Source organism: Nocardia sp. NPDC051756, assembly GCF_040681495.1.
Taxonomy (GTDB): Bacteria; Actinomycetota; Actinomycetes; order Mycobacteriales; family Mycobacteriaceae; genus Nocardia.
Genome location: NZ_JBFAYV010000005.1, coordinates 430,027 through 452,899, shown reverse-complemented (window position 1 = coordinate 452,899; position 22,873 = coordinate 430,027). Strand labels below are relative to the sequence as shown.

The following is a 22,873-nucleotide window of genomic DNA, read 5'->3' as shown; positions in this document are numbered from 1 at the left end:
ACCGTGTGTACAACGATGCGAGTGGAGGCAACCAGATGAGCGGCCCGTTTGGACCCAGCGAACCCGGGGAGGGACGCAACGATCCCACCCAGCAGTGGGGTGGACAGCAGGCACCCGGCGGGACACCTCAGTGGGGTGGTCAGCCGCAGACCCCGGCGTCGGCGCAGCCGACCCAGCAGTGGGGTGGCGGTGACCAGCAGCCGCCGCAGCAGCCGTGGGGTGGTCAGCCGCAGCAGCCGGCCCAGCCGCAGTGGGGGCAGCAGCCCACGCCGCAGTGGGGCCAGCAGCCGAGTCAGCCGAGCCAGCCGCAGTGGGGCCAGGCCCAGCAGCCGCAGGATTGGCAGCAGGGCCAGCAGCCGCAGTGGGGTCAGCAGCCGCAGTGGGGCGCGCAGCAGCAGCCACCGCAGCCGGGTGGCGGCAAAGGAAAAGGCCTGATCATCGGCCTGGTCGTGCTCGGTGTCGTGGTCATCGGCGCGGTCCTCGCCCTCGTGCTCCTGCTGACCTCCAAGGACAAGCTGGACCAGTCCGCCGTCCAGGACGGCGTCAAGAAGGTCCTCACCGACTCCTATGGCATCCAGGACGTCAGCGACGTCTCCTGCCCGTCCGGCCAGGAAGTCAAGGTCGACGCGACCTTCGACTGCAACCTCAAGGTCAGCGGCGAAGCCAAGAAGGTGACCATCAAGATCACCCGGGATGACGGCACCTACGAGGTAGGCCGCCCGAACTAGCCCCAGGCCTCGCTCGACTCTCCGGTCGGCCCACTTCGGTGGGCCGACCGTTGTTTTATCGCCGAACCCCTGCCTAGCGGGTGGCGAGGGCCTTGATGAGGCGGGTGACGGGGCTTTCCGCGTTGTAGGCGGTGGCCAGTTCGCGGAGGCGATCCTCGTCGGCGGGGGTGGTGGGGAGGGTGTCGGGGCGGGAGAGGTCCACGTCGGCATCGCAGACCACGCGGACGACCGGGGCCGCCGCCTTCAAATAGTCTTCTGCCGCACGGAGTTTGGCGCGGATGCCTTGGGCGAGGTCGGCGTCGGGGTCTTCGACGGCGGCGACCAGTGCTTCCAGGGAACCGAATCGGGTGATGAGCAGCGACGCGGACTTCTCGCCGATGCCCGCGACCCCGGGCAGTCCGTCCGACGCGTCGCCGCGCAGGGTGGCGAGGTCGGCGTAGGCGCGGCCCGCATTCTCCAGCGGCACACCATATTTGGCAGAGACCTCGGCCGGGCCGAACAGCTCGGCCTTGGCCAGGCCGCGTCCCGCGTAGAGCACCCGCACCGGCGGCGCGGGGGTATCGCGGACGAGTTGCAGCAGATCGCGGTCGCCGCTGACGACCACCACCTCGTCTTTGGTCTCGCGGGTGGCGAGCGTGCCGAGCACGTCGTCGGCCTCCAGCCCGTCGGCGCCGCCGGTGGCGATCCCGGCCGCCTCCAGCACCTCGAGGATCATGTCGACCTGCGGGGTCAGCGTGTCCGGCACCGTCTCGGCGCCCGGCCCGGCATCCGCGGAGGTATCGAGCCGGTGTGCCTTGTACGACGGCACCAGTTCGACCCGGAAGTCCGGCCGCCAGTTCAGATCGAGGCACACCACCAGCCGGCTCGGCGAATGCTTGGTGATCAGCGAGGCGACCATGTCGGTGAACCCGCGCAGCGCGTTGACCGACCGCCCGTCCGGCGCGGTGATCTTCTCGGGGATCGCGTGGAAGGCACGGAACCACAGGCTCGCCCCGTCGAGGAGCAACAGCGGTCCACCTGAAGTCGCAGCAGAAGTCACGCGCTGAGGCTACCTCCCGCCCCCGACAAACCCCGGCCGATCCGGCGGCGGTGCATGCGAAGACGGTGCGGATCTGCGAAGTGAAGTGGGGGTACTCGGGTACGTCCGAGCGGCTCGGACAGGTAACGTCGGATGAATGAGCTCGCATACGGATTCCAGGTTCGCGGCGGACATTTACGGGGAGCGGTTGGAACGGGCGGTGCAGCTGATGCGGGCCGCCCATCTGGACGCCCTGTTGATCACTCCGGGCCCGGATCTGCGCTATCTGATCGGGTCCGCCGCCGAGTCCTTCGAGCGGCTGACCTGCCTGGTTATTCCTGCCGACGGCGCGACACCGTCGGTCGTCATCCCGAAGCTGGAACTCGCCTCGCTCGAGGCCTCCGCGGCCGGTGAACTCGGCTTGCAGGTCCTGGACTGGGTCGACGGGGTCGATCCGTACGGCGTGGTGAAGTCCGCGCTGCACGTCGGCTCGCGCGTGGCCGTGGCCGACGCGATGCCCGCACTGCACCTGATCCCGCTGGCCGAGTCGTTCACCGGCCTGCCCGCCTCCGCCACCCCCGTGCTGCGCGAGCTGCGCATGATCAAGGACGCCGCCGAGATCGACGCGCTGCGCCGGGCGGGCGCCGCCATCGACCGGGTGCACGCGCGGATGAGTGAGTTCCTCCAGGTCGGCCGCACCGAGGCCGAGGTCGGCGCGGACATCGCCGCCGCCATCGTCGAGGAGGGCCACACCGCGGCCGCGTTCGTCATCGTCGGCAGTGGTCCGCACGGCGCCGACCCGCACCACCACGACTCCGAGCGACGGATCGAATCCGGCGACATCGTCGTCATCGACATCGGCGGCCCGGTCGACCCCGGCTACTACTCGGACTCGACCCGCACCTACGCCCTCGGCGAGCCCGACCCGAAGCGGGCGGCCCGCTTCGCGGTGCTGGAACAGGCCCAGGCCGCTTCGGTGGCCGCCGTCCGCCCCGGCGTCACCGCCGAGTCGGTCGACGCCGCTGCCCGAAATGTGTTGAAGGAGGCCGGTTTAGGCGATGCCTTCGTGCACCGCACCGGCCACGGCATCGGCCTGTCGGTGCACGAGGAGCCCTACATCGTCGAGGGCAACGACCTCGTCCTGCAACAGGGCATGGCGTTCAGCATCGAGCCCGGCATCTACTTCCGCGGCGACTGGGGCGCGCGCATCGAGGACATCGTCGTGGTCACCGCGGACGGGTGTGAATCCATGAACCAGCGGCCGCACGGGCTGACGGTTCTGTAATCGAACCTGGAACGCGCCCGCTCGAGTCCGAGCGGGCGCGTTTCTGTCTACTGCGGTTGGGCTGAGCTGTCGGCCGATGGCGCATTCAGGGTGGAGCTGGACAGGATGCGCTGGACCTGGATGGCGATGACCACTCGGGTGGGGTTTTCGCGGGGGACCCGGTAGCGGCCTGCGTAGCGCTGGACGGCCTCGCCGACGGATTCCGGATCATCGAGCACCGTCGCCGGGCCCTCGAGCGTCAGCCACCGACGACCCTCGACCTGGCTGACCGCGGCGTAACTGCCCCGGCGCACGTTGCGCACCTTCGTCGACCCGCCGTCGGTGATCACCCGGGCGATGCCCGCTTCCGGATCCCAGGTGAACCCCACCGCGACAACATGCGGGGTTCCGTTGGCGCGCAACGTAGTCAACGTCGCAAGGTGCCGTTCGGTCACGAACTCGAGCGCTGTGGGGGAAAGCTCCACGATCTGGGTCGCCATCCCCCGACCGTAGCGGCCGCCCTTCGGCAAGCTCTGCACGGGCGCAATGTCAGACTTAGCGCATGGGATTGCGAGGGATTGCGGAGGGGACGGTGCTGCTGCTCGGCGGGCGCAGCGAGATCGGGCTCGAGGTGGCGCGGCGGCTGGCGCCGGGGCAGGTGGTCATTCTCGCCGCGCGGCGTAGCGGGGACCTGAGCGAGCAGGTCACGGCGTTGACCGACGGCGGCGCGGCGGCCGTGCACTGCGTCGAGTTCGATGCCGACGACCTGGCGAGCCATCCGGCCTTCCTGGAGAAGATCGCCGCCGAGTACGGGCAGATCGGCGTGGCGGTGGTCGCGTTCGGCGTGCTCGGCGATCAGGCGCGGGCCGAGCAGGATCCGGCGCACGCGATCGCCGTGGTGCAGACCGACTACGTCGCCCAGGTCAGTGTGCTCACCACGCTCGCGAATCTGCTTCGCGCGCAAGGGGAAGGGCAGATCGTCGTGTTCAGCTCGGTCGCGGGTGTGCGCGTCCGCCGGGCCAACTACGTGTACGGCTCGGCGAAGGCCGGCCTCGACGGTTTCGCCAGCGGACTCGCGGATGCGTTGTACGGCACCGGTGTTCACCTCCTGCTGGTGCGCACCGGCTTCGTCATCGGCCGGATGACCGCGGGCATGGACCCGGCCCCGTTCTCCAGCACCCCGGATCAGGTGGCCGCCGCCGTGGTCAAGGGGCTGCACCAGCGCGCGGGAGTCGTCTGGACGCCCCGCATCCTCCGCCCGGTGTTCTTCGGGATGCGCCTACTGCCCCAAGCGATCTGGCGTCGGATGCCCCGGTGAGTGCCCGGCAGGGAGGTGCGGGCCGGGCAGGGCACGAGTCAGCGCCGATGAACGGTGGGACGCTGAGCGTGCTGTGCGGTGGACGCTCATGACGGTGCCGTGGTCCGGTCGACTGGTAGCGGTTGGGTGGACGCTGGACGCGCTCCGCGGTGGGCCGCGATGACGGGCTTGTGGTCCGGTCCGCCAGTGGCGGTAGTCGGGATCGGGGCTGACGGATGGGACGGGCTCGGGCGGCAGGCGCGAGAAGCTATCGCCACTGCGGAGGTGCTTTTAGGGTCTACGCGGCAGATTTCGCTTGTGCCGGAACATGATTCGGACGGGCAGCGAGTGGCGTGGCCGTCGCCGCTGGTGCCTGCGCTGCCCGGGTTGTTCGAGCGGTTTGCCGGGGCGCGGGTGTGCGTGCTGGCGAGCGGGGATCCGATGTTCTATGGGATCGGGGTGACGTTGGCGCGGTTACTGGGCGCGGGGTCGCTTCGGATACTGCCACAGCCGTCGTCGGTCTCGTTGGCGTGCGCCAGATTAGGGTGGGGAGTCGCTGAGACGCCGGTGGTCAGTGTTGTGGGGCGCGCGTTGGAGTCGGTGATCCCGGAACTGGTCGATGGTCGGCGGGTGCTGGTGCTCAGTGCCGATGAACAGACACCGGGCCGGCTTGCCGAGTTGTTGGGGCGCAATGGGTTCGGTGATTCGGCGCTGACCGTGCTGGAGCAGCTCGGCGGTCCGGCGGAGCGAGTCGAGGCGGGGATCGCCAAGCAATGGCAGCGCCCGGCCGGCGATCCGCTGAACATCGTGGCGCTCGAATGTGTCGCCGACCCGGACCGCATCCGAGCGACGCGACTGCCCGGCCTACCGGACGAACTGTTCGCCGGCGACGGTCAACTCACCAAGAACGAGGTGCGCGCCTTGACCCTGGCCGCGCTGGCACCCGCCCCCGGAGAACTGCTGTGGGACATCGGCGGCGGCTCCGGCAGTATCGCCATCGAATGGTGCCGCATCCACCCCACCTGCCGCGCAATCACTTTCGAACGACTCGAACACCGACGCCGCCAGATCGCCGATAACGCGACCGCACTCGGCGTCCCGCAGGTGGAGGTACGTGGCGAGGTTTCCGCCGAATTGCGTCAGGCCGCCGAGTTGGGTCGGGCGTTTGAGTCGGGCCGGGTCGCTGCGCCGCGCCCGGGCACGGAACTGGGCCGGCCCACCGAATTACCCGCTCCCGACGCCATTTTCATCGGCGGCGGACTCACTCAGCCTGGCCTATTGGAGACATGTTGGTCGCAGCTGCGACAAGGCGGCAGGCTCGTGGTGAATGCTGTGACCGCGGAATCCGAATCGCTGCTGCTCAGCTGGGCGGCCACGCACGGCGGCACATTGCGGAAATTCCAAATATATCGCGCGGAGCCGTTGGGATCCTTCACGACCTGGCGCCCGCAACTGCCCGTCACGCAATTTTCAGTTGTGAAACTGCACAGTGCGGACCCGCAAAATGAGGTCCACGAATGAAACGGGTTCACCCCAGCGGGTAGGGTCGGGGCCGAGTTCCGGTCATGATCGGAGATCCGGTTCCTGATGGGGAGATAGATGAAATACAAGAAGTTCGCCGCCACCGCACTTTTGGCCATCGCCGCCACCGGAGTCAGCGCGGGCACAGCGTATGCCGCGCCCGCACCCGCGCCGCCCGCCGTGCAGGATCAGACCGCCGCCGTCCCGTCCGTCAAGGGCGAGGACCAGGGCGTCAGCTACGCGTTGCAGCTGGCCGACGCGGGCAAGTCCGTCGTCACCAGCGTCACCGGCGGTGCGTTCAGCCTGGCCGCCGACCAGCAGTCGGTCACCCTGACCAACGCCGCGGGCCAGACCGTCACCAGCATTCCGCTGACCCAGTCGGTCAAGGGCGAGCAGGTGGAGATCGCCGCCACCGTCGCCGACGACGCCAAGCAGCTGACCCTGACCCCGAAGGTCGCGCCGAACGCGAACGCGCCGGTCGCCGCCGAGTTCATCGGCGCGCAGGACTGGTTCTTCGCCGAGTTGCAGCGGGCCTCGCTCGGCGCGCTCGTCGGCGGATTGATCGGCGCCGCAATCGGCATCCTGTTCTTCGGTGTCGGGATCCTGCCCGGTGCCGTGCTCGGCGCGATCATCGGCCTGGCCGTCGCGGGCGGACCGTCGCTGCTGAACGCGGGCATCGCCTACTTCAGCGGCCAGCCCTGAAAACCCTGATTCTGGGCGGTACCCGGGAAGCCCGGGAACTGGCCGCCATCGCTTCCGGCGAGCAAGGATTCGACATCGTCTCCTCGCTCGCCGGTCGCGTTCGTGACCCCTTGTTGCCGGTCGGCGCGGTGCGCGTCGGCGGCTTCGGCGGGGTCGAAGGCCTGCGGAAATGGTTGGTGGACAACGGGATCGAAGCCGTGGTCGACGCTACCCATCCGTTCGCGGGCAGTATCAGCGCGAATGCCGCTGCGGCCGCCGCGGATCTGCGCTTGCCGCTCGCGCATCTGCGGCGACCCGGCTGGTCGGCGCAATCCGGCGATCGGTGGATTCGGGTGCCCGATCTCGCCGCCGCGGCGAAGACCGTTGGGGAACTGGGGGATCGGATCTTCCTGACCATCGGTCGTCAGGGTGTCGGCGCTTTCGCTGAGCTGACCCGGCCGTGGTTTCTGATCCGTGCCATCGATCCACCGGCGGGCTTGCTCCCGCCGCGGCACGAATTACTGCTTGCCCGTGGGCCTTTCGCGCTCGAAGACGAAACTCGGCTGTTGGCGGACCGGCGCATCGATGTACTCGTCACCAAGGACAGCGGCGGCGATCAAACCGACGCCAAGCTGGCCGCCGCTCGTTCGGCGGGACTGCCCGTTGTCATGATCGACCGCCCCCCGCTTCCTGAGGGTGCGGCGATCCTGGAAAACGTTGCGCAGGTATGGGATTGGCTGAGGTCAGCTGCCGAGTAGCTCGGGCAGGCGATCGAACCAATCGAGCACCGCGCGTTCGTACCCGATGCCGAAATCCAGGGTGGCGCGGGCGTAGGCGGGCAGGTCGGTCGGGTCCTCGTCGAGGTACTTGCTCAGTCGCGTCTGGTGAATCTCCCGGTTGGCGGCGATGATTCGATCGAGATGAGGGCGATCGAGGTGGTCGCCGAAGGAGAGGGTCAACAGCAGGGGGAAGCGGATGTTCTCGCCGCCGGGGTCGCGAGCGATCCACTCCAGGAACACTTCTCGGCCGGCATCGGTGATCAGGTAGGGCGTGCGCTCCCGGGCGCCCGGTGCGCCCTTTTCGACCAGGCCGGCCGCGTCCATCGTGGCGAGTTCGCGGTAGACCTGGCTTTGCGTGATCGTCCAGAAGTCGCCGATGCGCTCCTGGGCCTTGGCTACCAGGTCCCAGCCGGACATCGGTCCTTCGTGCAGAAATCCGAGCAGCGACGCGGCCGTGGAGTTCAACGGCTTGCGGCTGGTCGCGGTTTTCGTCAACCGACTGCTCCCTTCGCCTTCAACCTTCCATAATGGAATGTTATACGAACGTGCGCCGGATCGGCGGCCGGCCTACTTTCCGGCCAGCTGATCGAGACGGGCCAGCACCAGCGCCATGCCCTCTTCCAATCGCGCCTGACCCAGGCGCAGTTCGACGAGGTCTTCCTCGATCTTCCCGGTCCGCTCCTCGATCCGGTCGATGCCGTCGAGCGCTTTCCTCGTGAGTGCCGCGAGTTCGCTGAGGACGTCACCCTGCTCGTCGAGGGCTTGTTCGCCGGCGGTGGCTCGGGCCTCCAGGGCTCGGGCGCGCAGCGTCAGCTCCGACAGTGTCGCGGCCAAGATCCCTCCAATCGTCAGTGCGTCAGGAGATCTTACGCGTCCGGCGAGGGTGCGTCGCCTGTGCGGGCGTAGCGTCGCGAGGTGTAAACGCGGACCCCCCGGTCGGTTTCCTGGGTTGCGGTGGTGGACGCGCCGATGATCAGCAGGGTGCGCATGTCGACCTCGGCCGGGTCGAGTTCGCCGAGCTGCACCACCCGCACGGACTCCGTCGGACCGCCCACATCGCGGCCGAGCACCACGGGCGTGTCCGGCTTGCGATGCTCGAGCAGCAGGTCGCGCATGGCGCCGACCTGCCAGGTGCGCTGCGAGGAGGCGGGGTTGTAGATGGCGATCGCCATGTCCGCGGCGGCCACGGCGGAAAGGCGTTGGGCGACAACCTCCCACGGTTTCAGGCGGTCGGAGAGGGAGATCATCGCGTAGTCGTGTCCCAGCGGCGCACCGACCCGGCTGGCCACCGCGTTGGCCGCGGTCATGCCCGGCAGTACCCGCACCGGTACGCCATGCCACTGGGGATCGGCGGCCTCCTCGAGCACTGCCGCCGCCATCGCGAAGACGCCGGGATCGCCAGACGAGACCACCACGACTCGTGCGCCGCGGCTGGCCAAGTCCAGGGCCATGGCGGCGCGCTCCGACTCGACGCGGTTGTCGCTGGCGTGCCTGCGCTGGCCGGGGCGCTCGGGCACGCGGTTCAGGTATGTGGTGTAACCGACGAGATCTGTTGCGTCGGCTAGTGCTTCGTGCACCTCGGTGGTCGTCCACTCGGCCGCGCCGGGGCCGAGGCCGACGACGACGACCTGGCCGGGAGGGTTGTCCGGTGCGGCTTCGGCGGGCGCTCGGCGAGGCCGGTCGTCAGTGCTGCCTTGGGCAGCGGCGAGCGCTCGGCCTGGACGGTCGCCAGTGCCACCTCGGGCGTCGGCGGCGAGGACTCGAACTGGCCGTTCGACAGCGCCGCTTTCGGGCCGTGTGGCGAGATGCTTTGTTGCTGAGCCGGATTCTCTGGTCTCGGAGTCCTGGTGTGCCGCAGCGGGTTCTGCTTCGACGCGGGGGAGCGGGGTGGTCGGCGTCGGGCCGGGGACGAGGGTGATGGAGAAGTACGGGACGTCCGCGTCGTCCACGTCGGCGGCGCGCAGAACGCGCTGCCGGGTGCTGCTGGCGCGTTCGACGTAGTAGGCGTCGTCGAGCCGGCCGGAATCCGAAAGCGCCTGGCGCACACCGGGGTAGGTGCGGCCGAGCTTCATGATGGCGGCGGCCTCGGTGTCCCGGAGCCGGCGGGTGAGCTCGTCGACGGGCATGGTGCCCGGCAGGATGGTCAGCACCTGCTCGCCCTCGACCAGCGGGGTGCCGAGCGCCGCCGACGCCGCGCTCACCGAGGTGATGCCCGGAATGATCTCCGCCTCGAACCGGTCGGCCAGCCGGCGGTGCATGTGCATGTAGGAGCTGTAGAACAACGGATCACCCGCCGCGAGCAGCGCCACCGAACGCCCGGCCGCCAGATGCCCGGCCAGCCGCTCCGCGGCCTGCTCGTAGAACTCATCGATCGCACCCTGATAGCCACCGGGATGGTCGGTGGTCTCGGTGGTCACCGGATAAACGAGGTGCTCCTCCAGCTGCCCCGCTCGCATGTACGGCGCCGCAATCCCTTTGGAGATACTCCGCCCGTGCCGAGCGCTGTGGAACGCGATCACATCGGCCTGGCCGATAACCCGTGCCGCCTTCACCGTAACCAGCTCGGGATCGCCGGGTCCGAGCCCGACACCCCACAATTTCCCCGGCGGCGTTGTTGATTCGGAGAACGCCTGCGTACCGTCCGTCATTCCTGTTCGCTCGCAATCGCATTCAGCGCCGAGGCGGTGATCGCGCTGCCACCCCGTCGGCCGCGGACGGTCAGGTACTCGATGCCACCGAAATCGATCAGCGCATCCTTGGATTCCGCGGCACCGATGAAGCCGACCGGGATACCGAGGATGGCTGCGGGCCGAGGAGCGCCCGCGTCGATCATGTCGAGCAGATGGAACAGCGCGGTCGGCGCGTTCCCGATCGCGACGACGGCACCGCCGAGGTGCTCCCGCCACAGTTCGAGCGCCGCCGCGGAACGCGTATTGCCCAGCGTCGCAGCAAGTTCCGGCACCCGTGGATCGGTGAGCGTGCAGAGCACCGGATTGTCCGCAGGCAACCGCTTGCGCGTCACCCCCGACGCGACCATGTTCGCATCACACAGAATCGGCGCCCCCGCCCGCAACGCCGCCCGCGCCGAAGCCACCACCCCCGGCGAAAACGCCACGTCCTCGGCCAGATCCACCTGACCGCACCCGTGGATCATCCGCACCACCACCTGCGCCACGTCCGGCGGAAACCCGCTGAGGTCCGCCTCGGCGCGGATCATCGCGAACGAGCGCCGATAGATCTCGGCCCCGTCGGTGAGGTAGCTGGCACGCACGTCGGACATGCGCTCCACCCTAAGAGGTGGGTTCCCGGCCAGGTCGGCGCGGGTCGCCGGAGTATCCGGTTCGCGTTTGCGGCGGCGATCAGGTGCGGGGGCGTTCGAGGATGCGGGACATGACGATCGAGCTGCGGGTGCGGCCGACCCGGGCGTTCTCCCGGATGCGTTCGACGGTGACCTCGATCTCGGCCATGTCGGTGGCCATGACGTGCACCAGGGCGTCGGCCTCGCCTGCGATGGTCCACACGCCCACGATCTGCGGGATCGGTTCCAGGGTGCGGCGCAGTTCGGCGGGGGAGATGTTGTCGCGGTAGTACACCTCGACGTACGCCTCGGTCTTCCAACCCATGGCCGCCGGGTTCACCAGCGCGGTGAATCCGGTGATCTGTTTGCTCGCGACCATCTTGTCGACGCGCCGTTTCACCGCGGGCGCGGTGAGGCCGACCGCGCTGCCGATTTCCTGGAACGAGGCCCGTGCCTGTCTGAGCAGGTGCTCCAGAATCCGCCGGTCGATGTCGTCCACGTCACACCTGCTTCCTCGCTCCACAACGATTCGATGTTCCGGGGGCCAAATGCGCAACGATTCGTTGTTCCTGGCGCAATAGTAGGCGAATTACGGTCGTGTGAGCAGCAAGTTCGCGCCGACCCACCGGGAGACACGTTGACGTCCGTAGCCACCCTCCGCGCCGAGTCCACCACCCGTAAGCCGTCGCCGCGACGGTTCGTCATGTGCCGTCCGGACTACTTCGACGTCACCTACTGCATCAATCCGTGGATGGATCCGGATGCGCCGGTCGACCCCGCCCTCGCCCTGTTGCAGTGGGAAACGCTGCGCGCGACCTACGAGGAGTACGGGCACAAGGTCGACGTGGTGCCCGGCGTCCCCGGCCTGCCCGACATGGTGTTCGCGGCCAACGGCGGCCTCATCGTCGGCGACCGCGCGATGTCGGCCAGGTTCACCCACGTCGAGCGGGCCGCCGAGGGCCCGGCCTATCACAACTGGTTCGCCCAGCACGGCCTGGCCGGACTGGTCGACGCCCAGGAGATCAACGAGGGCGAAGGCGACTTCCTCCTGGTCGGCGACCGGATGCTGGCCGGCATGGGCTTCCGCAGCTCGCCCGCCGCGCATCAGGAAGTGGCGCAACACTTTTCCCGCGAGGTGGTGTCACTGGAGCTGGTCGACCCGCGCTTCTACCACCTCGACACCGTCCTGCTGCCCCTGGACCCGACCACCATCGCCTACTTCCCGCCCGCCTTCAGCCCCGCCAGCCAGGCGGTGCTCACCGAGCTCTACCCCGACGCCATCGTCGCCACCGACGCCGACGCCGAGGTCCTCGGCCTGAACGGCGTCTCCGACGGCCTGAACGTCTTCCTCAGCAACAAGGCCACCGCCCTCACCGAAGAACTGCGCGCCCGCGACTACAACCCCATCGGCATCGACATGTCCGAGCTGCTCAAGGCCGGCGGCAGCGTCAAGTGCTGCACCCTGGAAATCCACGAGTAGCACTACCGTTCTCCAACGGGACACGGTTGGCGGCGTCACTAGGCCGACTCCACCACCACATCCCGTTGATCACGGAAACGCCCGGTGGTGCGCAGCGTTTCCGGCCAACGGCACATGGTGGCGGCCCGCTGCCGGGCGACGCCGCCATCATGTGCCGTGGTGAATTCAGTCTTCCGCCGCCCCGAGTCTCGGCACACCCCGATGCAGTTGTCCACCGCGCCGCCCCATGTGCCCGTTGTCGTGACGACAGTTGATATCCGGACCGGGTAGCGAGCGTCCACGGGCGGCCGAGGGGCTGTGGGCCCACGACTCGCGCCGAGCGGCAACCAACGCGGTGCCACCGTCGACGCCGCATACCTCCTGATTTCCCGCACATCGAATTGCATGCGATTCCGTATGCGGGAAATCAGAAGGTATGCGGCGGTGGTTATCTCGGCAGCAGCCCCGCGCCCGCTAGTGCGGCCCGCGCCCGGGCAGTGCGACCCGCGCCCGGTAGGGCCATGCCAGTGCAACCCGCACGTGGGTGGTGCGACCTGTGCCTGGGCAGTGCAACTCGTACCCGGCGGTGCAACCCGCGCCTGGCAGTGCGGCCCGCGGCGACGCCAGTGCAACCCGCACGCGGGCGGTGCGACCTGTACCTGGGCAGTGCAACTCGCTCCCGGCCGTGCGACCCGGGTGCGGTGGTCGGCCGGAATGTGCGCAGGGCAGGGGATCGTCAGGGCGTGAGGGGGTGCGCGATGATTGCGAAGTCGCCGATTCGGCCTGGTCAGGGCTGTGTCGAAGACTGGTGGTAGCCGGATTCGGTGGCGACGATGTCGGTGACGGTGCCGCGGGGGCGGCCGCAGCGGCGGTCGCAGCCGGACCAGTGTTGGCGGCCGGCGACGGTTACCTCGGTTGCGGGGAGTAGTGGGAGGTCTTGCTGGGTAGAGGGATTCGGGTTGGGGGGGAGGACGCGGCCGGATTCGACGGCGGCGGTTGCGTCGGCGCGGACGTCGGTGTGGGACTTCGCGCAACCTGGGCGGCCGGCGCAGGCGCTGACCTGGAGCCAGGGGGAGTTGGCGTCGAAGATGAGGTCCATGGGGGCGAGTACGCGGACGACCTGTTCGGCGGTCCATTCGTCCAGGTCGGGGAGGACGAGGCTGCGCCACGGGGTGATGAAGACGGGACGTTCGACGGCGGCGATGAATTCAGCGGTGCGGGCGGGGAGGGAGCCGAGGCGCACGCCGGCGCCCAGGCTGACCAAGCCGTTGTCCTGATCCAGCCAGCCGATCGGAATATCTTGGGCCGCACAGAGTTCCACCCGGTCGGCGCCACGGTTGAGGCCGAGCAATTCGGCAACCCGATCGGCCCCGTCCGCGATCTCGTGCAGCCGCCATCGGCCCGCCTCGTCACCACGCAGGTCGAGGAATCCGTGCGCTGCGGCGAGCATGACATCCACCGCATCGGCCGCCGAGATCCGAATCCCGGAATCACGCCCGGCCAGGATCAACGCGAATTCGTCTGTCCCCGTGGCATGTACGCCGATATCGCCGCCGAGACCGCTGACATCCCCGCGCCCGTCGTCCAGCGTGAACAGCACCCGTCCAGGTAATTCGGCCAGCCGCGGCGCGGCCAGCAACCCGGCATCGAGGACCGGAACGAACCCGTGCACATCCGCCGAACCACCGATCCGCCCGGACAACGGCGACGCGACAATATTGCGCACCCGCTCATGGCTGTGACTCGGCAACAACCCCGCCGCCTCGAGCCGCCCCGTCAACTCACCCGCATCCCGCACCTGCCGCAACTGAATGTTCCCGCGTGACGTCAGCTCGATATTCCCGTCCCCGAGCTCCCGCGCCGCCTCCGCCAGCGCCACCAACTGCCCCGGCTCCACCCGCCCGCCAGGCACCCTTATCCGCGCCAGCGGCCCATCGGCCGCCTCGTGCAGCCGCAGCACACCGGGACAGGAATCCGGAACACGTCGAGTCATAGTCCACCCAGGGTACGTACCCCACCGACCACCCACCCAGCGAGCATTCGCCCACCCCACAGACAAACCCATCCCACCGCCCGCTCCTCACCTGCACAGCGGATGCCGACCTGACGTACCGAGCATGTTCTTGACGCAGGCTGCAACATTCGTCAAGAGCGCGCTCGGTACGTCAAGTCGTCGGGTGACGAAGTGTGAGGTCGCGGGTGGTGTTGTCGAGTTGTGCTGATGTGAGCTGACCACTTGCGTCGGGTCGCGCGGCGGACCCTGCGCGCCGCAGCGACCATCTCGAAGGGTGTGCGGAACTCCCGCATACCTTGTGACATCCGCGCGCGTGTCGGTGCGGCGATTCGGTGTGCGGGAAATAAGCAGGTGTGCGGGTTCGGGCGGATCGCTAGTGTGAGACATATGTCTGAAATCTCCACCCTGGCCGACCGGCTCGCGATCATCGACGTGGTCACCCGGATGTTCGTCTACACCGATCAAGCCCGCTGGCAGGACCTGGTCGACGTTGTCTTCACCCCGAAGGTCGACTTCGACGGTGGATTCGGCGGCCCGACCGGCGAGCGCGACGCCACCGACATCGTCGAGGACTGGCGAGTCGGTCTGAGCGACCTGGACGAGGTCCACCATCAGTCCGGAAACCACCTGATCGATCTGGCCGAGGACACCGCCACGGTGCACGCGGACGCAATCGCTGTGCACGTGAAGAACTCCGCCACCAACGGCAAGACCCGCACGTTCGTCGGCAGCTACGACATCGCCACCGAGCGGACCCCGAATGGCTGGCGGGTCAACAAGTTCCACTACCACCTCAAGGTCATCGACGGAAACGCCGACCTGACCTGATTCGGTCGCAGTCGCGTCGACCCCGCTCCGAGGGGCGACGTGACTCCGCTTCCGTCCGCTCCAGGGTTGCTGCTGATTCGACTCCGACTGTCGCGCAGGCTCACCCGAATCGGATTCTTCCGCGAGTCGTGGCCGATCGGTCCTGCGATCAGCGCTTGGTAGTGAGGCGTGTCGACGCTCGCTCCGGCGTCGGATCAGGGTCCGCGCTGGACCGCGGTCGCCCCGGCGCCCAAATGCCAACGAGGACAGCCGCACCGAACGCCAGATACCCGAGCGCCAGGCAGGACTGCTGCGCGCCGTGAATGAACGCCGCTTTGGCGAACTCGACCAGCGGCTGAGCCTGCGGCCCCACCCGATCGGCGACTTGCAGTGCCGCAGCCAATGAATCGGACACCGGCCCACGCGCCGCCTCGGGCAGCCGGGGGAGCGCGGGCCCGATCCGATCGGTGTACCCCGCGGCAAGAATGCTGCCCGCCACCGCGATCCCGATCGCGGCCCCGATCTCCCGAGCAGCATCGTTGACCGCCGCTGCGACACCATGCTTTTCGACCGGCGTCCCCGCAATGATGGCGGCAGTCGCTGGGGCAGTACACAATCCGAGCCCGGTGCTCATCACCAGCAGCGGCCACAGCAGATCGAGATAACTACTGTCGACGGTCAACCGGGACACCGCGATCAACCCGACCCCGAGCACAACCAGCCCGGCGAACGTCGGCAACCGCAACCCGACCCGCTCGGCCACCCACGGCGCGACGGCCGAAATCGCCACCAGCGGAACAACCATCGGCGCCATCGCCAACGCCGAGATCAACGGCCGATACCCGAGAATCAGCTGCAAGAACTGCACCAGCAGCATGAAAACCCCGAAGGTGACCAGGAATTGGACGGTCACCGACATCGTCCCCGCCGCGAATCCGCGCCTGCCGAACAGCCGAACATCCAAAAGTGGCTGCGCGACCCGCAATTCGATCACGGTGAAGACCACCGCAGCCAGCACCCCGCCGACGAATATCACGATCACCAGCGGATCCAGCCACCCCCGCGCGGGCGCCTCGATCGCCGCCACCACGATCGACCCGACCGCCGCCGCCGACGTGACCGCACCCCACAGATCCATCGCGGGCCGCTCCTGATCGACCGATTCGGGAATCGTGCACCCCGCGATCATCAGCACCACCCCGGCCACCGCCATGGCAAGGAAGATCGACACCCACGACCACCGCTCGAGCAACAGTCCCGAACCGACGATCCCGAGCACCGCGCCCGCCCCCGCGACCCCGGCCCACAACCCGACCGCATTGCCCCGCCGCGACTCCGGAAAACCGGCGGTCAGCAGCGACAACGTCGACGGCATCACCAGCGCCGCACCCACCCCGGCAACCGCCCGCGAGCCGATCAGCCAGGTCGGACTGTCGAAAACCAGCGGCGTCGCCGAAGCCACCGCGAATACGAACAACCCGACGACCAGCACCACCCGCCGTCCGTACCGATCCCCGAGCGCGCCGGCCGGCAACACCAGGCAGGCCAACGCCAACGTGTACCCGTCGACGATCCAGGTCAGCTGCTGCTGCGACGCACCGGTAGCCGTCGCGATCTCCGGCAACGCCGTATACAGCGCCGCCATCGACGCAACGACCAACGCCACCGCAGAACAGGAGAGCCCCAACATCCACCGCTGGGCCGCGGACAATCGCGTGGAATCCATCGAGCCCTCCAGTCGTAACAGAACTACCAGTATCGCTACGCTACTATCAGTAGCATAAGTCTGGTGAGTGGCGATAGCCCCGGCGGAAAAGGAATGCTTCGACCCATGACCCCGACAGAGGACGTCGACCCGCGCAAGGTGCGCTCGCGCGCCCGACTGCTCGACGCCGCGGCCGCGTTGCTGAAATCCGGTGGCGTCGAGGCGGTCACCATCGAGGCGGTGACCCGCGCGTCCAAGGTCGCCAAGACCACGCTGTACCGGCACTTCGACAACGCCATGCACCTGCGCGCCGCCACCCTGGAACGCTTGCTGCCGCCGGTCATCGAGGCGCCGCCGGCCGGGCCGCTGCGCGACCGCCTGATCGAATTGCTCAGCAGGCAAGCCGAAGTCGTGAACGAGGCGCCGCTGCAACTGTCCACCCTCGCCTGGCTGGCCACCGGCACCGAGCACGGCGACACCGGTCCCGCCCTCTCGTCGCTGCGGCACCGGCTGCTCCAGCAGTACCGCGAACCCTTCGACGAACTGCTCGACACCCCCGAAGTCCGCGCTCAGCTCGGCGAATTCGACCTCGAACTCGCGCTCACCCAACTCGTCGGCCCGATCGTGTTCGCCAAACTGATCGGCATCGAGCACGCCACCCCCGCCGACTGCGCCCGCATCGTCGACGACTTCCTCGCGGCCCGCGCGGCGACCGCCTGAACCGGACCCCTCGGCGCGGCAGGTAGCATCTGCATGCTCGGCGGGCGACGAGGAAACCGGTGGAAATCCGGTGCGGTCGCGCCACTGTGAAAAGCCAGACCCTCTGGGTTTTACCCACCCCGCCAGCTCCGCTGGCTGCCGACCCCGGTAGCTGAGCAGCAACCCCCGATGGGCGCGTAACCCGAGGAAGGCCGTCACCTGTGATTCTGCTGCTGTCCACGTCCGACACCGATCTGCTGAGCGCCCGTGCGAGCGGCGCCGAGTACCGGTGGGGCAACCCCGCTCGACTGCTCGTGGACGACCTGCCCGCGCTGCTCGACGGCGCCGATCTGGTGATCGTGCGCATCCTCGGCGGCAAGCGCGCCTGGGAGGACGGGCTGGACGCGATCCGGGCCAGCGGCATCCCGATGGTCGCGCTCGGCGGCGAGATCGCGCCGGACGCGGAGCTGATGGAGTGCTCGACCGTGCCCGGCGGCGTCGCCGCCGACGCGCACAACTACCTGGCCGCCGGCGGTTCGGAGAACCTGCGGCAGCTGCACAACTTCCTCTCCGACACGGTCCTGCTCACCGGCCACGGCTTCGAGCCGCCGGTGCAGCTGCCGAGCTGGGGTGTGCTGGAACGGGATTCGGCCGAGCCGATCGCCGATCAGCCCACCGTGGCGGTGATCTACTACCGCGCACAGCATCTCGCCGGGAACACCGGCTACATCGACGCCCTCTGCCACGCGATCGAGGCCGCGGGTGCGCGCGCCCTGCCGCTGTACTGCGCCTCGCTGCGCACCGCCGAGCCGGAACTGCTTGCGACACTGCGCCAAGCCGACACCCTGGTGGTCACCGTGCTCGCCGCGGGCGGCACCAAGCCCGCCACCGCGTCGGCCGGCGGCGAGGACGAGGCCTGGGACGTCGGCGCGCTGGCCGACCTGGATGTGCCCATCCTGCAAGGCCTCTGCCTGACCAGCGGCCGCGCCCAGTGGGCGGCCAACGACGACGGCCTGTCCCCGCTCGACGTCGCCACCCAGGTCGCCGTCCCCGAGTTCGACGGCCGGATCATCACGGTCCCGTTCTCGTTCAAGGAGTTCGACGCCGACGGCCTGTCCACCTACGTGCCGGACGCCGAGCGCGCGGCCAGGGTGGCCGGCATCGCGACGCGCTACGCCCGGCTGCGGCACATCCCCGCCGAGCGCAAGCGGGTCGCGCTGATGCTGTCGGCCTACCCGACCAAGCACGCCCGCATCGGCAACGCCGTCGGCCTGGACACCCCGGCCAGCGCGATCCGCCTGCTCACCGAAATGCGCACCGCCGGTTACGACCTCGGCGCGCCCGGCGAGATCCCCGGCCTGGACGAGCAGGACGGCGACGCCCTCATCCACGCGCTCATCGCCGCGGGCGGCCAGGATCCGGACTGGCTGACCGCGGAACAGCTGGAGGGCAACCCGATTCGGATCAGCGCGGCGGCCTACACCGCGTGGTTCGACACGCTGCCCGACGACCTGCGCGAGGCCATCGTCGAATCCTGGGGCCCGCCGCCCGGCGAGCTCTACGTGGACCGTTCCGCGGACCCGAAGGGCGAGATCGTCATCGCCGCACTGCGTTTCGGCAATGTCGTGCTGATGGTGCAGCCGCCCCGCGGATTCGGCGAGAACCCGGTCGCGATCTACCACGATCCGGACCTGCCGCCCAGCCACCACTACCTGGCCGCCTATCGATGGCTCAGCGCTCCCGAGGGTTTCGGCGCGGACGCTATGGTGCACCTCGGCAAGCACGGCAACCTGGAGTGGCTGCCCGGCAAGACGCTCGGCATGTCCGCCTCCTGCGGCACCGACGCCGCGCTCGGCGACCTGCCGCTGATCTACCCGTTCCTGGTCAACGACCCGGGCGAGGGCACCCAGGCCAAGCGCCGCGCCCACGCCACCCTGGTCGATCACCTGATCCCGCCGATGGCCCGCGCCGAAAGCTACGGCGACATCTCGCGTTTGGAGCAGCTGCTCGACGAGCACGCCAACATCTCCACCCTCGACCCGGCCAAGCTGCCCGCCATCCGCCAGCAGATCTGGACGCTGATGCGCGCGGCCAAGATGGACCACGACCTCGGCCTCGCCGAACGCCCGGACGAGGACGTCTTCGACGACATGCTGCTGCACGTCGACGGCTGGCTGTGCGAGATCAAGGACGTGCAGATCCGCGACGGCCTGCACATCCTCGGCCAGGCGCCGGCCGGGGAGAGCGAGGTCGACCTGGTGCTCGCCATGCTGCGCGCGCGCCAGCTGTGGGGCGGCGAGCGGAACGTGCCCGGCCTGCGCGAAGCATTGGGGCTGGACGAGTCCGGCACCGAGGTGCGTAACCGAGTCGACGTCGTCGAGGAGCAGGCCCGCGGCCTGGTCGCCGCATTGCAGGCCACCGACTGGTCCGCGGACTCGGTCGACCGCCTCGTCGACGAGTTCGCCGCGTCGATCGACGCCGACTCCACCCTGCCGGACGTGCGCGCCGTACTCCGTTTCGCCGCAACCGAAGTCGTCCCGCGCCTGCGCCAGACCACGGTCGAGATCGACCGCGTCCTGCACGCGCTCAACGGCGGCTTCATCCCCGCGGGCCCCAGCGGTTCACCGCTGCGCGGCCTGATCAACGTCCTGCCGACCGGCCGCAACTTCTACTCCGTCGATCCGAAGGCCGTCCCCTCGCGCCTGGCCTGGGAAACCGGTCAGGCCATGGCGGATTCGCTGCTGGAGCGCTACCTGGCCGATCACGGCGAGTACCCGCGCTCGGTGGGCCTGTCGGTGTGGGGCACCTCGGCGATGCGCACCTCCGGCGACGACATCGCCGAAGTGCTTGCGCTGCTGGGTGTTCGGCCGGTGTGGGACGAGGCGAGCCGCCGGGTCACCACGCTCGAGGTGATCTCGCTGGACGAATTGACCCGTCCGCGTGTCGATGTCACGGTCCGGATCAGCGGCTTCTTCCGCGACGCCTTCCCACACGTGCTCGCCCTGCTCGACGACGCGGTGCGGATGGTCGCCGAACTCGACGAGCCCGCCGAGTCGAATTACGTTCGCGCGCACGCCGATGCGGACTTGGCCGAGCACGGTGACGCCCGCCGCGCGACCACCCGCATCTTCGGTTCCAAGCCCGGCACCTACGGCGCGGGCCTGTTGCAGCTCATCGATTCCAAGAGCTGGCGCACCGACGACGACCTCGCGCAGGTCTACACCACCTGGGGCGGCTACGCCTACGGCCGCGACCTGGACGGCGCACCCGCCGCCGACGACATGCGCACCGCCTATCGCCGAATCGCGGTGGCGGCCAAGAACACCGACACCCGCGAACACGACATCGCCGACTCCGACGACTACTTCCAGTTCCACGGCGGCATGGTCGCCACCGTGCGCGCGCTCACCGGCAAGAACCCCGAGGCCTACATCGGCGACAGCACCCGCCCGGACGCGGTGCGCACCCGCACGCTGTCCGAGGAGACCTCCCGGGTCTTCCGCGCCCGCGTGGTGAACCCGCGCTGGCTCGAGGCCATGCGCAGGCACGGCTACAAGGGCGCGTTCGAGATGGCGGCGACGGTCGACTATCTCTTCGGCTACGACGCCACCACCAACGTGGTCGCCGACTGGATGTACGAGAAGCTCGCGGAGAGCTACGTTTTCGACGAGGTGAACCGCAAGTTCATGGAGCAGTCCAACCCGTGGGCGCTGCACGGCATTGCCGAGCGGCTGCTGGAGGCCGCCGAGCGAGACCTCTGGGAGCATCCGGAGCAGGCGACGCTGGACCGGTTGCGTCAGGTCTACCTGGAGACGGAAGGGGAATTGGAATAGCCGGAAAATCAACCCCCCAATTATCGGGGGAGTTACGAATTACCTGACCTTGCAAGGCAATTCGATCTGCCTAATTCTCTCGACAACTCTCTTGTCCGGGGAGCATGATCGATGGTGTTCCTTGGTCGTTTTCGGGGAAACGCCAATCGAATCGGTTAGATGATTGGAAAGCCTTATGAATATCAGGAAATTCGTAGCAACCGCGGTACTCACCATTGCCGCCACGGGTGTCGCGGCCGCCACCGCGCACGGTCAGGCCGAAGTGGCCGACGCCGCGTTCAACGGGGTCGATCACGGCGTCGCCTACACGGCGGCGGTCGCGCCCGACCACTCGAGCGCGACGCTCACGCTGGCCTCCGGGAAGTTCGTGCTGACGCCTGATCAGGGCGTCTCCGTGCTGGCGCCGGACGGGTCGGTGGTCGCCAGTGTGCCGACCACGATGCAGTCGGTGTCCGGACAGCAGGTGCGGGTCGCGCCGGAAGTGAACGCCGCCGCAACCACTTTGACGCTGACGCCGGTCGGCGCGGCGAGCCCGGAGCCGGGCGCGCCGCAGTTCATCGGTGACGCGGGCACCACCGTGGCCGGGGTGTTGATCGGCTGCGCGATCGGGTTCTTGATCGGCCTGATCTTCGCCATTGTCGGGGCGATCCCCGGCTGCATCATCGGCGGAATCATCGGCGGCATCGCGGGTGCCAACCAGCCCTAGCGGGAATTGCGAAAGTGCCGGCCCGGCCGTGATCGGCGTATTCCGCCGGTCCGGCCGGGTTTCACTTTATCGGCGCATTATGGTGTGCCGGGTTTTCCGGCCGCCCGGCGGAATCGCTCGGCGGTCGCCAGCAGCTGTTCGGCCAGTTCGGGGGCGTCCAGCACCTCGAACTCGACATCGGCCAGGGCGAGGTAGTACGTGAGCAGTTGCGGCGAGTCCGAACCCACCTGCACCACACAGTGTTCCGGCCCGTCCGGCTCCACCGTCACCGCAGCCGGCAGCCTCACCCGGATCTCGTCGGCCGGCGCGGCCATGCGCACCGCCGCGCGATAACGCCAGGTCGCCGCGCCCACCCCGCGCTGCACCCGCTCGGCGATCTCCGCCTCCGGCACCTCGCGCGGCGTGAACCGCGGACCGTTCGGCGTCTTCGGCGTGATCCGATCCACCCGGAAGGTGCGCCAGTCGCCGCGTCCGGGATCCCACGCGGCCAGATACCAGTGACCGCGCCAGTGCACCAACCGATGTGGCTCCACATCGCGACGTGACGGTGTGCCGGAATGGGATTCGTAGTCGAACCGCAATCGCTCGCTCGCGCGGATCGCGCCGGCGACGGCGGTGAGCACCGCGGCGTCGACCGTCGGCTTGCCCACGCCGGGCACGTGCACGGTCGCGGAAGTCAACGCCTGCACCCGATTACGCAGTCGCGACGGCAGCACCTGCTGAAGCTTCACCAGCGCCCGCACCGAGGTCTCCTCGATCCCGGTGACCGCACCGTTGGCCGCGGTGGCCAGGCCGACCGCGACCGCGACGGCCTCGTCGTCGTCGAGCAGCAGCGGCGGCAGCGCGGAGCCCGCGCCGAGCCGATAGCCGCCCGCGACACCGGGAGTGGCGTGCACCGGGTAACCGAGGGTCCGCAATCGCTCTATGTCGGTGCGGACGGTGCGGGTGGACACCCCGAGGCGCTCGGCGAGAACCGGCCCGGTCCAATCGCGACGCAGTTGCAGCAGCGACAACAGTCGAAGCAGCCGCGCGGAAGTCTCCAACATGCGTCGATCATCGCAGTA

21 protein-coding genes are annotated in these 22,873 nt (G+C 68.9%); 11 read left to right on the top strand and 10 right to left on the bottom strand.

Features of this window, described 5'->3' with window-relative positions; translation table 11 throughout:
• The first annotated feature begins 35 nt into the window (after nucleotides 1–35).
• Entirely contained in the window at nucleotides 36–728 is a 693-nt protein-coding gene (locus AB0M22_RS24060; RefSeq protein WP_364730841.1) for a DUF4333 domain-containing protein, read from the top strand.
• 73 nt (nucleotides 729–801) lie between these two features.
• Here the strand turns inward: AB0M22_RS24060 and AB0M22_RS24055 are convergent, their stop codons facing one another.
• Nucleotides 802–1,767 carry a 5'-3' exonuclease gene (locus AB0M22_RS24055; protein WP_364730839.1) on the bottom strand — a complete coding sequence of 322 codons (966 nt, stop codon included), beginning with the start codon at nucleotides 1,765–1,767 and terminating at the stop codon, nucleotides 802–804.
• 136 nt (nucleotides 1,768–1,903) lie between these two features.
• Between AB0M22_RS24055 and AB0M22_RS24050 the strand changes: the two genes are divergently transcribed.
• Nucleotides 1,904–3,031 (top strand): Xaa-Pro peptidase family protein, encoded by a 1,128-nt coding sequence (locus AB0M22_RS24050; RefSeq protein WP_364730836.1) that lies wholly within the window; start codon nucleotides 1,904–1,906, stop codon nucleotides 3,029–3,031.
• Between the two features lie 47 nt (nucleotides 3,032–3,078).
• Here the strand turns inward: AB0M22_RS24050 and AB0M22_RS24045 are convergent, their stop codons facing one another.
• Nucleotides 3,079–3,510, bottom strand: coding sequence for a PPOX class F420-dependent oxidoreductase (locus AB0M22_RS24045; protein ID WP_364730833.1), 432 nt, complete (start codon nucleotides 3,508–3,510; stop codon nucleotides 3,079–3,081).
• Nucleotides 3,511–3,572: 62 nt separating this feature from the next.
• On the opposite strand from AB0M22_RS24045, the gene AB0M22_RS24040 reads away from it, so the two are divergent.
• From AB0M22_RS24040 to AB0M22_RS24025, 4 genes are all read left to right on the top strand, one after another.
• Nucleotides 3,573–4,328: an SDR family NAD(P)-dependent oxidoreductase gene (locus AB0M22_RS24040; protein ID WP_364730829.1), complete on the top strand. Its 756-nt coding sequence runs from the start codon at nucleotides 3,573–3,575 to the stop codon at nucleotides 4,326–4,328.
• A gap of 159 nt (nucleotides 4,329–4,487) precedes the next feature.
• The gene (gene cbiE / locus AB0M22_RS24035) at nucleotides 4,488–5,828 is read left to right on the top strand and encodes a precorrin-6y C5,15-methyltransferase (decarboxylating) subunit CbiE (RefSeq protein WP_364730827.1); all 1,341 of its coding nucleotides are present in this window, start codon (nucleotides 4,488–4,490) and stop codon (nucleotides 5,826–5,828) included.
• Nucleotides 5,829–5,906: 78 nt separating this feature from the next.
• The gene (locus AB0M22_RS24030; protein ID WP_364730824.1) at nucleotides 5,907–6,530 is read left to right on the top strand and encodes a hypothetical protein; all 624 of its coding nucleotides are present in this window, start codon (nucleotides 5,907–5,909) and stop codon (nucleotides 6,528–6,530) included.
• On the top strand, nucleotides 6,527–7,267 hold the full coding sequence (locus AB0M22_RS24025; RefSeq protein WP_364731951.1) for a cobalt-precorrin-6A reductase: 741 nt from the start codon (nucleotides 6,527–6,529) through the stop codon (nucleotides 7,265–7,267). The genes AB0M22_RS24030 and AB0M22_RS24025 overlap by 4 nt, the downstream gene beginning before the upstream one ends.
• Here the strand turns inward: AB0M22_RS24025 and AB0M22_RS24020 are convergent.
• The 5 genes from AB0M22_RS24020 to AB0M22_RS24000 all read right to left on the bottom strand — a co-directional run bounded on the left by AB0M22_RS24020 (nucleotide 7,253) and on the right by AB0M22_RS24000 (nucleotide 11,085).
• Complete coding sequence (locus tag AB0M22_RS24020) at nucleotides 7,253–7,783, bottom strand: PadR family transcriptional regulator (protein WP_364730821.1); 531 nt, start codon at nucleotides 7,781–7,783, stop codon at nucleotides 7,253–7,255. The genes AB0M22_RS24025 and AB0M22_RS24020 overlap by 15 nt on opposite strands.
• A gap of 72 nt (nucleotides 7,784–7,855) precedes the next feature.
• A complete protein-coding gene (locus AB0M22_RS24015; protein WP_364730819.1) occupies nucleotides 7,856–8,122 on the bottom strand; it encodes a hypothetical protein in 267 nt (88 codons plus the stop codon).
• A gap of 32 nt (nucleotides 8,123–8,154) precedes the next feature.
• On the bottom strand, nucleotides 8,155–9,936 hold the full coding sequence (gene cobJ, locus AB0M22_RS24010) for a precorrin-3B C(17)-methyltransferase (RefSeq protein ID WP_364730817.1): 1,782 nt from the start codon (nucleotides 9,934–9,936) through the stop codon (nucleotides 8,155–8,157).
• Entirely contained in the window at nucleotides 9,933–10,568 is a 636-nt protein-coding gene (locus tag AB0M22_RS24005) for a precorrin-8X methylmutase (RefSeq protein ID WP_364730814.1), read from the bottom strand. Before AB0M22_RS24005 ends, cobJ begins: the two co-directional genes overlap by 4 nt.
• A 79-nt stretch (nucleotides 10,569–10,647) precedes the next feature.
• A complete protein-coding gene (locus AB0M22_RS24000; protein WP_150404614.1) occupies nucleotides 10,648–11,085 on the bottom strand; it encodes an Lrp/AsnC family transcriptional regulator in 438 nt (145 codons plus the stop codon).
• 138 nt (nucleotides 11,086–11,223) lie between these two features.
• Here AB0M22_RS24000 and ddaH point away from each other — a divergent pair, with 138 nt between their 5' ends.
• Entirely contained in the window at nucleotides 11,224–12,066 is an 843-nt protein-coding gene (ddaH, locus tag AB0M22_RS23995) for a dimethylargininase (RefSeq protein WP_364730812.1), read from the top strand.
• A 766-nt stretch (nucleotides 12,067–12,832) separates the two neighbouring features.
• Here ddaH and cobG read toward each other — a convergent pair.
• Nucleotides 12,833–14,038 (bottom strand): precorrin-3B synthase, encoded by a 1,206-nt coding sequence (gene cobG / locus AB0M22_RS23990; RefSeq protein ID WP_364730809.1) that lies wholly within the window; start codon nucleotides 14,036–14,038, stop codon nucleotides 12,833–12,835.
• 408 nt (nucleotides 14,039–14,446) lie between these two features.
• Between cobG and AB0M22_RS23985 the strand changes: the two genes are divergently transcribed.
• Nucleotides 14,447–14,887 (top strand): nuclear transport factor 2 family protein, encoded by a 441-nt coding sequence (locus tag AB0M22_RS23985; RefSeq protein WP_364730806.1) that lies wholly within the window; start codon nucleotides 14,447–14,449, stop codon nucleotides 14,885–14,887.
• A 148-nt stretch (nucleotides 14,888–15,035) separates the two neighbouring features.
• Here the strand turns inward: AB0M22_RS23985 and AB0M22_RS23980 are convergent, their stop codons facing one another.
• Nucleotides 15,036–16,592: an MFS transporter gene (locus tag AB0M22_RS23980; protein ID WP_364730804.1), complete on the bottom strand. Its 1,557-nt coding sequence runs from the start codon at nucleotides 16,590–16,592 to the stop codon at nucleotides 15,036–15,038.
• A gap of 105 nt (nucleotides 16,593–16,697) precedes the next feature.
• Here AB0M22_RS23980 and AB0M22_RS23975 point away from each other — a divergent pair, with 105 nt between their 5' ends.
• The 3 genes from AB0M22_RS23975 (at nucleotide 16,698) to AB0M22_RS23965 (ending at nucleotide 21,809) form a co-directional block, all read left to right on the top strand.
• Nucleotides 16,698–17,291, top strand: a complete 594-nt coding sequence (locus tag AB0M22_RS23975) for a TetR/AcrR family transcriptional regulator (protein ID WP_364730802.1) — start codon at nucleotides 16,698–16,700, stop codon at nucleotides 17,289–17,291.
• A 200-nt stretch (nucleotides 17,292–17,491) separates the two neighbouring features.
• On the top strand, nucleotides 17,492–21,103 hold the full coding sequence (gene cobN, locus AB0M22_RS23970; RefSeq protein ID WP_364730800.1) for a cobaltochelatase subunit CobN: 3,612 nt from the start codon (nucleotides 17,492–17,494) through the stop codon (nucleotides 21,101–21,103).
• A gap of 175 nt (nucleotides 21,104–21,278) precedes the next feature.
• Entirely contained in the window at nucleotides 21,279–21,809 is a 531-nt protein-coding gene (locus AB0M22_RS23965) for a hypothetical protein (protein WP_364730798.1), read from the top strand.
• Between the two features lie 77 nt (nucleotides 21,810–21,886).
• Here the strand turns inward: AB0M22_RS23965 and AB0M22_RS23960 are convergent, their stop codons facing one another.
• On the bottom strand, nucleotides 21,887–22,855 hold the full coding sequence (locus AB0M22_RS23960; RefSeq protein ID WP_364730795.1) for a YafY family protein: 969 nt from the start codon (nucleotides 22,853–22,855) through the stop codon (nucleotides 21,887–21,889).
• Nucleotides 22,856–22,873 lie beyond the last annotated feature (18 nt).

What these genes read in the sequence shown, in the direction of transcription:
- AB0M22_RS23980 (WP_364730804.1), bottom strand. Translation starts at nt 16,592, where the DNA reads ATGGATTCCACGCGATTGTCCGCGGCCCAGCGGTGGATGTTGGGGCTC.
- AB0M22_RS24060 (WP_364730841.1), top strand. Translation starts at nt 36, where the DNA reads ATGAGCGGCCCGTTTGGACCCAGCGAACCCGGGGAGGGACGCAACGAT.
- AB0M22_RS24005 (WP_364730814.1), bottom strand. Translation starts at nt 10,568, where the DNA reads ATGTCCGACGTGCGTGCCAGCTACCTCACCGACGGGGCCGAGATCTAT.
- AB0M22_RS24040 (WP_364730829.1), top strand. Translation starts at nt 3,573, where the DNA reads ATGGGATTGCGAGGGATTGCGGAGGGGACGGTGCTGCTGCTCGGCGGG.
- cobG (WP_364730809.1), bottom strand. Translation starts at nt 14,038, where the DNA reads ATGACTCGACGTGTTCCGGATTCCTGTCCCGGTGTGCTGCGGCTGCAC.
- AB0M22_RS23975 (WP_364730802.1), top strand. Translation starts at nt 16,698, where the DNA reads ATGACCCCGACAGAGGACGTCGACCCGCGCAAGGTGCGCTCGCGCGCC.
- AB0M22_RS24050 (WP_364730836.1), top strand. Translation starts at nt 1,904, where the DNA reads ATGAGCTCGCATACGGATTCCAGGTTCGCGGCGGACATTTACGGGGAG.
- cbiE (WP_364730827.1), top strand. Translation starts at nt 4,488, where the DNA reads ATGACGGGCTTGTGGTCCGGTCCGCCAGTGGCGGTAGTCGGGATCGGG.
- AB0M22_RS24045 (WP_364730833.1), bottom strand. Translation starts at nt 3,510, where the DNA reads ATGGCGACCCAGATCGTGGAGCTTTCCCCCACAGCGCTCGAGTTCGTG.
- AB0M22_RS23960 (WP_364730795.1), bottom strand. Translation starts at nt 22,855, where the DNA reads ATGTTGGAGACTTCCGCGCGGCTGCTTCGACTGTTGTCGCTGCTGCAA.
- cobJ (WP_364730817.1), bottom strand. Translation starts at nt 9,936, where the DNA reads ATGACGGACGGTACGCAGGCGTTCTCCGAATCAACAACGCCGCCGGGG.
- AB0M22_RS23985 (WP_364730806.1), top strand. Translation starts at nt 14,447, where the DNA reads ATGTCTGAAATCTCCACCCTGGCCGACCGGCTCGCGATCATCGACGTG.
- AB0M22_RS24030 (WP_364730824.1), top strand. Translation starts at nt 5,907, where the DNA reads ATGAAATACAAGAAGTTCGCCGCCACCGCACTTTTGGCCATCGCCGCC.
- AB0M22_RS23965 (WP_364730798.1), top strand. Translation starts at nt 21,279, where the DNA reads ATGAATATCAGGAAATTCGTAGCAACCGCGGTACTCACCATTGCCGCC.